This is a genomic window from Mycobacterium sp. (assembly GCF_050701675.1).
Classification (GTDB): Bacteria; Actinomycetota; Actinomycetes; order Mycobacteriales; family Mycobacteriaceae; genus Mycobacterium.
On sequence record NZ_JBOGDD010000610.1, the window covers coordinates 1 to 3,633 of the forward strand.

The window sequence follows — 3,633 nt, forward strand, 5'->3', positions numbered from 1 at the left end:
CCTTGGAGCGGGCGGTGCGCACGTAACCCATTGCGGCGACTTCGAGTACGGCCGACCGGACGTAGCGGGTCAGGATGGCGGCGGCGACGAGGCCGACCACGAGGCCGGGCAGAATGAGATGGCGGAACCAGCCGCCGGGATCGTCGAACAGCGGCCGGTACCCGGAGGTGGGCAGCCAGCCGAGGGTGGTGGCGAACAGGGCAATCAGCAGAATGCCCATCCAGAAGTCGGGAATCGAGACACCGAACTGGCTGGTGACGCGGACGACGGCGTCGCTGAACTTGCCTTCGTGCAACGCCGACCAGATTCCGGCGGGCAGCGCGATCACCAACGCGATCACGATGCCGAAGACGGCGAGTGACACGGTCGCGGGCAAGCGGTCGAGCAGGATCTCGACGACCGGGTCGCCATTGCGGAAGCTGACCCCGAGGTCACCGGTGAATGCCGAGCCGACGTAGCTGAAGAATTGTGTCACCAACGGCCGATCAAGACCGCTCGCCGCGCGTAGCGCCTGATACGCCTCCGGGCTGTAGCGCGTGCCGAGCGCGATGCGAACCGGGTCGCCCGGCACCAGTTGGACGAGCGCGAACACCACGATCAGCACTCCGATGAGCACGATCAACGAGTACGCGAGGCGGCGGGCCAGGAACCGCACGACGGGATGGGTCATTGCTCACCGCCCTGGGACAGGCTGGCCGTCCTGAACCGAATCGCGCCGTCGCGGCGTGCCTCATATCCCGACATCCTGGTGCTCCAGGCCTGCACCACCGCGGGGTTGTAGAGATAGATGTAGCTGACCTCATCGGCGATGATCGTTGCGGCTTTCGCGTAATCCTGTTGACGCGCTTGTCGATTCGTCTCCACGCGGCCAGCGTCCAACAGTCGGTCGACGTCGGGATTGGAGAACTTCTGGGCGTTGCTCGAGCCGTCGGTGTGGTGTTGCGCATAGTAGAAGTCATCGGGGTCGATGTTGCCGAGCCAGCCCATCATCAGCATGTCGAAGTGTCCGGAGTTCTGTTCGTCGAGCCAGGTGGCGAAGTCGACGGTGCGGATGTTCACCGTGATGCCAAGGGGATTGAGGTTGTCCGCGATCACCTGAGCCGCGGTGACGGTCTCTGGATACTCGCTGGTGACCAGCATGTCCATCTTGGCGGGATGCGCCCCCGCCTCGTCGAGCAGACGCTTCGCCTGATCGGTGTCGTAGCGGTACCTGTCGTAGGGCGTGTACCAGGGGTTGCCCTCGGGGATCGCCAGCTGGTTCGCCGTGGCACTGCCGTAACTCGTTGCCTGCACGATGGATTGGCGGTCGATGCCGTAGGCGATGGCCTGCCGCACACGCGGGTCGTTCCACGGCGCGCGGGCCTCGTTGAGGGCGAGGTACCAATAGTCGTTGCTTGGGGTGACGGCGAGTTTGAGGGCGTCGTCGTCCCTGAGTTGTGAGATGCGCTGGGTGGGCACCGAGTCCGTCCAGTCGATCTCGCCTGCCTGCAACGCCGACAGCGCGGTGGACGGTTCGGTGATGAACTCGAACGTCACCCCCGGCACCTTTGGCGGCCCGCCCCAGTACGTCGCGTTCGCCTTGAGGATTATCGAGTCCCCGCTCTTCTGCGATACGAACGCGAACGGACCGGTGCCGATCGGATGGGTGGCGATCTGGCCGCTCTCGACGTTCTTGCGGGACACGATCGCCATGCCCTTGAACCCGCCGATGTTCGTCAGCAGATTCGGCGTCGGGTGTTCGACCCGGATCAGGACGGTATCCGGCCCTGCCGCGCTCACGTCGGTGACGGCGCTGAACTTGTCGACGTTGGCCAGCTTCTCGTCGATGATGCGGCGGTAGGAATACACGACGTCGTCGGCGGTGAACGGGCTGCCGTCGTGAAACGTCACGCCCTTGCGCAGATGAAACGTCCACTCGAGTTGGTCAGGCGAAACCTCCCATGACTCAGCGAGCGCCGGACGCATCTCGAGGTTCGCGTCGGGTTCGACGAGGGTGTCGAAAACGTTCTCCAGCACCTCGAAGGAGAAGTATGCGCTGGTCTTCTGCGGATCGAGCTGGTCCGGCTCGCCCGCGATGGCCGCTATGAGGTTGCCCGACCCCTGGCCGAGATCGACCCGTTGCGCCGGCGCGCATGACACGGAAATCAACAGGGCGACGACAGCGGCGATGACGGCCGCTGGTTGTCGCATTGTCGTCTCTCCGTGCGGATTTTCGAGTGATGTCAGCGCTGCTGCGGGAGGCGTCTACCCATTCGATGTCGATCACACACGTCTCGTGCACGCCGACCCACGTCAGATTCATGATCAAATTGGCGTCTCACCGAATCGGCTTGGTCAGGAGCAACCCTTTTCGGATACGCGAAAAGGCTTCCGCAAGGCGGGTTTAGCCCCTAAGCTAGCTAACGATTTGCGACTGGAGTCCGCAATGGCGGTTCAGGCAATTAAGCAGCACGGGGGGCGTGATTGTGGCAAAGCATCGGCAGCCGACGGCGAACAAGTGGGCGCCCTACGTCACCACCGGGATCGCGCTCAACGCGGCAACGTTGTTCGCCTTCACCTACGCCACCGACAGTCACGTCGCGCTCAATCCACTCCTATCGGCGACCACGTCGATATTCGTCGACGGCACGAAGTCGATCACGGGCCACGAGGAGGGCATCTCTCCGTTTCGCATGGCCGACTCGTTCAACGGCCAGTACGACCAGACCCCTGGCGTCGTCGACACCGGCGACAGCGTGAACAACAAGTTCGTGCACTATCCGCGCAGCCTGGGCTGGATCAGTGGCATCGGCGATCCCACGTACGACAAGTCCGAGGGTGAAGCGACGACGAAGACCGTCCAGGCGGTCAGGGCTGCCATCAAAGATCCCAGTTACCAAAAGGGCGACACGATCTACGTCGTCGGCTACTCGCAGGGCGCGGGCGCCGTCGTCGAGGCAATCCCCGAACTGGAAACCGACCCCGACTTCGACGGCGCCGACATCCAGTACGTGCTGGCCGCCAATCCCCGCCGCAATGACGGCGGCATCCTGTCCCGTCTGCCCGCGGGGGTCTACGTTCCAATTCTCGGCGTCACCCTCGGGGGCGGCACCGAGACGGAGGGTACGGATGCCAATATCCTGCAGGTGACCAAGCAGTACGACGGCGTGGCCGACGCACCCAACTACATCTTCAACGTCGTCGCCGATCTGAACGCGGTCTTGGGGTTCTACTACCTGCACTCCGGCTATTACAAGGACATCGATCCGACACCGGATGAAACCGCTACCGACCGAATCGTCACGCACAGTGCCGACGGCAAGGTCACCGACGTACTCATCAAGGCGCCCGTGGGCGAGCTGCCGCTGACGATGCCGCTGCTTCAGCTCGGCGTGCCGAAGGAGATCGTCAAGGCGCTCGATCCGTTCCTTCGGGCCATCATCGAAACCGGCTACGACCGGCAGGCCGTCGTCCCGGCGCACGCGGTGCCCTTCCAATTGCTGCCGCCACCAAGCAAATGGCTATCCGATGTGCAATCCGTCGCGGCCGGCGCGATCGAGACGCTTCAGGCGCTGACGGGGACGACTCCCCCGCCATCGAGCCCCAAACTGACCAACAAGAATGCCAATGTCATGGCGGTCGCGAATACGGACC

Annotated in this window: 3 protein-coding genes; 1 reads left to right on the forward strand and 2 read right to left on the reverse strand. The window is 63.7% G+C overall.

Features of this window, described 5'->3' with window-relative positions:
* Together ACRDUX_RS18770 and ACRDUX_RS18775 are read right to left on the reverse strand one after the other, a co-directional pair.
* Window positions 1-670, reverse strand: a 670-nt coding sequence (locus ACRDUX_RS18770) for an ABC transporter permease (RefSeq protein WP_526415529.1), incomplete at its 3' end; no start/stop codon positions are given.
* The gene (locus ACRDUX_RS18775) at window positions 667-2,190 is read right to left on the reverse strand and encodes an ABC transporter substrate-binding protein (RefSeq protein ID WP_526415530.1); all 1,524 of its coding nucleotides are present in this window, start codon (window positions 2,188-2,190) and stop codon (window positions 667-669) included. The genes ACRDUX_RS18770 and ACRDUX_RS18775, both read right to left, overlap by 4 nt.
* A gap of 275 nt (window positions 2,191-2,465) precedes the next feature.
* Here ACRDUX_RS18775 and ACRDUX_RS18780 point away from each other — a divergent pair.
* On the forward strand, window positions 2,466-3,633 hold a 1,168-nt coding region (locus tag ACRDUX_RS18780; RefSeq protein ID WP_526415531.1), incomplete at its 3' end, for a PE-PPE domain-containing protein.

What these genes read in the sequence shown, in the direction of transcription:
- ACRDUX_RS18775 (WP_526415530.1), bottom strand. Translation starts at nt 2,190, where the DNA reads ATGCGACAACCAGCGGCCGTCATCGCCGCTGTCGTCGCCCTGTTGATT.